The sequence below is a fragment of the Xanthobacter autotrophicus genome, assembly GCF_029991245.1.
GTDB lineage: Bacteria > Pseudomonadota > Alphaproteobacteria > Rhizobiales > Xanthobacteraceae > Xanthobacter > Xanthobacter autotrophicus_C.
Genome location: NZ_JAIVFO010000202.1, coordinates 1 through 5,974, shown reverse-complemented (window position 1 = coordinate 5,974; position 5,974 = coordinate 1). Strand labels below are relative to the sequence as shown.

Below are 5,974 nucleotides of genomic sequence, written 5' to 3'. Positions count from 1 at the left end.
CCCCAAACACCGCCCGGCCGCCCGCATCCCAGAGAATGCAAACGCGCCAAAGGCCGCCAAGCCAGGACGGCCCCGAGGCAAGGCCGGCACGACGTCGACCCGCGCTCGGCCTCACCCTCACGCTCACCCTCACGCTTCGACCCACAGGGCGATATCGCCGCGGCGATCCAGGACTGAAAGCGCTGGCGATCCGCCGGCGCGCACGATTCGCACGTCCAGCATCTCGCCCCCCAGCGTCAGCCGCCGAAGCACGAGTTCGTCCAGGAAATCAGGCAATTCGGGCCGTGCAAAAGTGACGCGGCGCGCGTCGATGTCGAAGCCGAGCCCGAGCGTCGCCTGGAGCAGGGCGAGCGGCGCGGCGGCCGCCCAGGCCTGAGGCGCACAGGCGACGGGATAGGACACCGGCCCCTGGCTGCGCTGGCGGGAAAAGCCGCAGAACAGTTCCGGAAGGCGCCGCAGATCAAACGAGATCGATGCCTGCAGCAGGCCCTCGAAGATGCGCGCGGCCTCCCGGCGGAAGCCGTAGCGGGCAAGGCCCATGGCAATCACCGCATTGTCGTGGGGCCAGATTGAACCATTGTGATAACTCATGGGGTTGAAGCGCGCCTCGCCGGCCGCGATGGTGCGCACGCCCCATCCGGAAAAGGAGGCGCCGGCCATGAGCTGGGCCGCCACCGCCGGTGCGCGCTCCGGCAGGGCGATGCCGGTGAACAGGGCATGCCCGGCATTGGAGCTTTTGACCCGGCAGGGCCGCTTCTCGCCATCCAGGGCGAGCACGTAAGTTCCCAGCCCAGGGTCGAAAAAGGCCACATCGAAGGCGTCGCGCAACCGGCCCGCATTCCGCTCGAACACGGCCGCGTCCTGTACGTACCCGAGGCGGCGGGCGATGGACGCTGCGGCGCGCCAGGCGCCGAAGACATAGGCCTGCACCTCCACCAGTGCGATGGGGCCGCGCGCCAGCCTCCCATCGGCGTGGAAGATGGAATCGTGGCTGTCCTTCCAGCCCTGGTTCAAGAGGCCGTCGCCGCTCATGCGGCCATATTCCACGAAGCCGTCGCCGTCCCGGTCACCGTAATCGGTGATCCAGCCCAGCGCTGCGGCCACCGCCGGCCACAACAGGCGCGCGGTGTCGAGATCGCCGGTGCGCTCCAGGTAGGCGCCGGCGAGCATCACGAACAACGGGGTGGAATCCACGCTGCCGTAATAGCGGCGGAACGGCACCTCGCCGAGTTCCGCCATCTCGCCGGAGCGCACCTCGTGGAGCATCTTGCCCGGCTCCGCATCCGCCGCAGGATCCAGCACCGTGGCCTGGTTGGCGGCAAGGTGGAGCAGCACGCCGCGGGCGATGGCCGGGTCCATCCACAGGGTTTCGAAGGCGGTGATAAGGGCGTCGCGCCCGAACACGGTGCTAAACCACGGCACCCCGGCATAGGGATAGGCACCTTCGGGGGTGTCGGTGATGAGAATGGCAAGGTCGCTGACCGCGCGTTTCATGGCGTCGTTGAAGTGCTGGTTGGAGGAGGTGACCTCCGCCGCCCGGGCCACGCGCGCCCGCAGTGTCGCGCGGGATGAGCGCAGGGCCTTGCGGAACGTGAATTTGGCTCCGGCCTCCGGCTGCGCCCCGTCGCAGCGGATCTCGATGAAGATCACGCCCGTGGCGCCCGGGGCAAGATCGATCCGGTAACGGGCCTGCGACCCTTCCAGCTCGGTGGGGGCCGGCTCGAAGTGCAGGCCGGTGCGCCGTACCTTGCCGTCGAGGCCGGTATAGGCGAGGCCCACGCCGTCGCGGGCGAGCAGCGGAGCGTGGCGAACCCCGCGCCGGCTCCGCTTCGCGCCGCGCACCTCGAACAGGTCCGAGAAATCGGCGTCGAAGGAAAAAGCGATGACCACCTGCCGCGGGACCACATCAAAATTATGCAGCGACACGCATTCGTGGCAGGCCGAGCGGTAGAGGAAACGCGAGCGGCGAATGTGGATGAGGTCGTGCAAAAGCGCCTCGCCGCCGTCCCGGCCAGGGAGGTCGGGATTGGTGAGGTCGCAGGTGAGCGTGGCATTGTCCTCGCGCACGGTCGAGCTGAGCAGCAGCGGGCGCACCCCGTCTATGGTCAGGAAGAAGTGCGAGAGGTGGCGCGTGTCGCGATGGAACAGGCCGTGGTTGCTGGCGAGCCCCGGCACCGCGTCGCCGTGGGCGTCGAACACGGCGAAGGTGTCGTCGTGCTTCAGGGTGCGCGGCGTGGTCTCGATCTGTGAGGCACTGGCGGCGATGACATAGTCCGGCTCGTGGACGCCCTGCTCCACCACCGGGGCGTCAACGGATGGCGTCATGGAGGGCATCATGTCCGGCGACGAGGCGCAGCTCGGGCCTGGGCGCGCGCCGGACCGCGGGGCTGGTCGCCCTGGCTGCGGCCAGCCGCTGGTAGACGGCCACATAATCCTTCGCCATGCGCTCGGCGGAGAAGCGGCGCTCGAAGGCGCAGCGGATGGCCGAGCGGTCGAGGCGGGAGAGTTCGCCCACCCGCGCCACGGCCTCCTCCACGCTGTTCACCAGATAGCCGGTGACGCCTTCGTCCAGCACCTCGGGCACCGAGCCGCGGGAAAAGGCGATGACGGGCGTGCCGCAGCTCATGGCCTCGATCATGACCAGGCCGAAGGGCTCGGGCCAGTCGATGGGGAACAGCAGGGCCGCCGCGTTGCCGAGGAAGTCCGCCTTCTGGCGCTCGTCGATCTCGCCGATGAATTCCACATTGGGATTGGCCTCCACCATGGGGCGGATCATGTCCTCCCAATAGGCCTGGTCGGCGCGATCCACCTTGGCGGCGATCTTCAGCGGCATGCCGGCCCTGACCGCGATCACGATGGCGCGGTCCGGCCGCTTCTCCGGCGAGATGCGGCCGAGGAAGGCGAGGTAGTCGCCGCCCTTGGGGTTGAAGGGCAGGAGGTCTTTCGGCAGGCCGTGATGGATGGTGGCGGCCCAGTTCACCGGCGGCATGGGCGTGCGCTGGTGGTCGGAGATGGAGACCAGCGGATAGTCGGCAAAATTGGCATAGAGCCGGTGCGCGGCGGGCAGGTCCAGCCGGCCGTGCAGGGTGGTGAGGCTCCGCGCCCGATGCTCGCGCAGCACGGGGTAATGCAGCAGATCCACATGCACGTGGATGACGTCGAAATCGTCCGCGCGCTTGCGCACCTCCTCCAGCATGAGCAGGTGATACAAAAGCGGGTCCACCGGGCCGGGGGCAAGGCGCAGCCCGGTCTCGCACATGGCTTCCAGCGCCGCGGAGGTGAGCGAATCGCCGCTGGCGAACAGGGTCACCTCGTGCCCCGCGCGCACCAGCTCCTCGGTGAGATAGGACACGATGCGCTCGGTGCCCCCATAGCGGCGGGGTGGAACACTCTCGATCAGCGGCGCGACCTGGGCGATGCGCATGGATCTCTCCTCGGGCCCTGGGGGGGTCCCCCGCCAAGGCCAGGCGTTGAAACGAAAAGTCGGGTTCTGTGGAAAGAACGTGCGAGCGGGCCGCATGGTTTCCCGCGGTGCGGAAAAAGTGTGGACGCGATTGGGTTCCCCCGGCCCCCAGGTCGGAGCGTGCGCCAGGAGACGGCGCTGGCATGGGGTGCCTTCTGGCGGGCTCGCCCCCGCTGCGTGGGAGGCTGCCTGCCGTCATCACGACCGGGCGATTCAGCCCCGGAAGGGAAACGGAACCGCTTCCGTCCGAGGGAATCGCGCTCTAGGATGGTTATCGAGCGTGCGCTCGCCGGTTCCATGCCAGCGGAGTTCCGCGCCCACCCTGAACCCCTGAACCGGATGTCCCGCGCCGATGCCATCCTCGCCTTGCCGACCGGGACCCGGCGCATCCTTGCGCGGATCGTTGGCCGCAGGCCGGGCATCGCCGTAGAAGCTTCAATCTAAATCGATACAAATGGCGCCGTCGGCTCCCCCGGCCGCGCCGCGCTGCAATTCGCACAAGTCTTGAGGAGGCTCCCCATGAGTTCCGACGTCACCTATCCCGACGTTCAGCTTCACATCGACGGCGTCTGGCGCGACGCGGACGGCGGACGGCGCATTCCCGTCATCAATCCCGCCACCGAGGAAGAGATCGGCACGGTTGCCCATTGCTCCATCTCTGACCTCGACGAAGCGCTCGCCGCCACCGAGCGCGGCTTTGCCACCTGGAGCCGCACCTCCGCCTTCGAGCGCTCCAAGCTCATGCGCAAGGCCGCCGACATCCTGCGCGAGCGCGCCAATGCCATCGCCCGCCTGATGACCCTGGAACAGGGCAAGCCCCTGCCCGAGGCGCGCATGGAGACGCTCGCTGCCGCCGACGTCATCGACTGGTTCGCGGAAGAGGCGCGCCGCGCCTATGGCCGGGTCATCCCGGCCCGCGCGCCCGGCGTGTACCAGCTGGTCATCAAGGAGCCGGTGGGTCCGGTGGCGGCGTTCACGCCGTGGAACTTCCCCATCAACCAGGTGGTGCGCAAGCTGTGCGGCGCCCTGGCGGCGGGCTGCTCCATCATCGTGAAGGCGCCGGAAGAGACCCCGGCTTCGCCAGCCGAGCTGATCCGCGCCTTCGTGGATGCGGGCGTGCCCAAGGGCGTCATCGCCCTGGTCTATGGCGTGCCGGCGGAAGTGAGCGAATATCTCATCCCGCACCCGGTCATCCGCAAGATCACCTTCACCGGCTCCACCCCGGTGGGCAAGAAGCTGGCGGCGCTGGCCGGCGCGCACATGAAGCGCGTGACCATGGAACTGGGCGGCCACTCCCCGGTCATCGTGTTCGACGATGCGGACGTGCAGGCGGCGGCCAAGCAGATCGCCACGGCGAAGTTCCGCAATGCCGGCCAGGTGTGCGTGTCGCCCACGCGCTTCCTGGTGCAGGAGAAGGTCTATGAACAGTTCGTGGACACCTTCGTCTCCGTCGCCAAGGCGGTGAAGGTGGGCAACGGGCTGGACGAGGGCACCACCATGGGGCCGCTGGCCAACGACCGGCGCATCCCGGCCATGGAGGCGCTCATCGCCGACGCCCGGCAGCAGGGGGCGGAGGTGAGGACCGGTGGCTCGCGCATCGGCAACAAGGGCTATTTCTTCGAGCCCACCGTGGTCACCGGCGTCACCCGGCAGATGCGCATGATGAACGAGGAGCCGTTCGGCCCGCTCGCCATGCTGCTGCCCTTCGCCGATTTCGACGAGGCCATCACCGAGGCCAACCGGCTGCCCTACGGCCTTGCCTCCTACGCCTACACCAGCTCGGCCAAGACCGCGCAGGCGGTGGCGCACCAGGTGCAGGCGGGCATGATGACCATCAACCACCTGGGCCTCGCCTTGCCGGAAGTGCCGTTCGGCGGCGTGCGCGATTCCGGCTACGGCTCGGAAGGCGGCTCGGAGGCCATCGAGGCGTATCTCAACCCCAAGTTCGTCTCCCAGGCGGGGGTCTGAGCGGGCTGCGCCGGTGGGGTCCCCCGGCGCTTGCCGGTGCTGGGCCGGTCCCCACCGCCATCATCCCCGGCTTGACCGGGGGATCCACGGTGCGGCCGGGCTGGGGCCATGGCCTTGGCCCTTGCACCGCGCATGCGGCCCGGTGGATGCCCCGGCCAAGCCGGGGCATGACGCTGTGAAGAGGTGGGGGCGGGGCATGTTCGCGGGCCGCAAGCGGCCGGCCGGGCCTACCGTTCCGTGAGGAAGGTCATCAGCACCTTGTCGTCCTCGCCCACGAGGCAGAGGAAGCGGTGGGCCTTGTCGGAGCGGTCGCGCTGGATATAGGCCTCGCCCATCAGCACCCCGGTCACGCGCGTGCTGCCCACCGCCACGTCGGCCTTGGCGATGGTGAGCCCGTCCATGTCGATGGAGATGTCGGAGATCGAGGGCGAGCGGGCCTGCAGCCGTTCCAGCGCGTGGGCCTTGCAGGCCACCGCCCGCTCCGCGCCCTCCGGTGCCTCGGCCTCCGCGTCCTTCACCGCCTGTTCGCTCGCGGTCCCTGGG

At 69.0% G+C, this 5,974-nt stretch carries 4 protein-coding genes; 1 reads left to right on the top strand and 3 read right to left on the bottom strand.

What is annotated here, in order from left to right:
- Positions 1 to 129: 129 nt before the first annotated feature.
- Both K9U41_RS21315 and K9U41_RS21310 read right to left on the bottom strand, forming a co-directional pair.
- On the bottom strand, positions 130 to 2,325 hold the full coding sequence (locus K9U41_RS21315; protein WP_282642851.1) for an amylo-alpha-1,6-glucosidase: 2,196 nt from the start codon (positions 2,323 to 2,325) through the stop codon (positions 130 to 132).
- On the bottom strand, positions 2,309 to 3,424 hold the full coding sequence (locus K9U41_RS21310) for a glycosyltransferase family 4 protein (RefSeq protein ID WP_282642850.1): 1,116 nt from the start codon (positions 3,422 to 3,424) through the stop codon (positions 2,309 to 2,311). Before K9U41_RS21310 ends, K9U41_RS21315 begins: the two co-directional genes overlap by 17 nt.
- A gap of 558 nt (positions 3,425 to 3,982) precedes the next feature.
- Here K9U41_RS21310 and K9U41_RS21305 point away from each other — a divergent pair.
- Positions 3,983 to 5,431, top strand: coding sequence for an NAD-dependent succinate-semialdehyde dehydrogenase (locus K9U41_RS21305; protein ID WP_282642849.1), 1,449 nt, complete (start codon positions 3,983 to 3,985; stop codon positions 5,429 to 5,431).
- A 227-nt stretch (positions 5,432 to 5,658) separates the two neighbouring features.
- Here the strand turns inward: K9U41_RS21305 and K9U41_RS21300 are convergent.
- Positions 5,659 to 5,974: hypothetical protein (locus tag K9U41_RS21300; RefSeq protein ID WP_282642848.1), on the bottom strand; the 316-nt coding region annotated here is incomplete at its 5' end.

What these genes read in the sequence shown, in the direction of transcription:
- K9U41_RS21315 (WP_282642851.1), bottom strand. Translation starts at nt 2,325, where the DNA reads ATGACGCCATCCGTTGACGCCCCGGTGGTGGAGCAGGGCGTCCACGAG.
- K9U41_RS21305 (WP_282642849.1), top strand. Translation starts at nt 3,983, where the DNA reads ATGAGTTCCGACGTCACCTATCCCGACGTTCAGCTTCACATCGACGGC.
- K9U41_RS21310 (WP_282642850.1), bottom strand. Translation starts at nt 3,424, where the DNA reads ATGCGCATCGCCCAGGTCGCGCCGCTGATCGAGAGTGTTCCACCCCGC.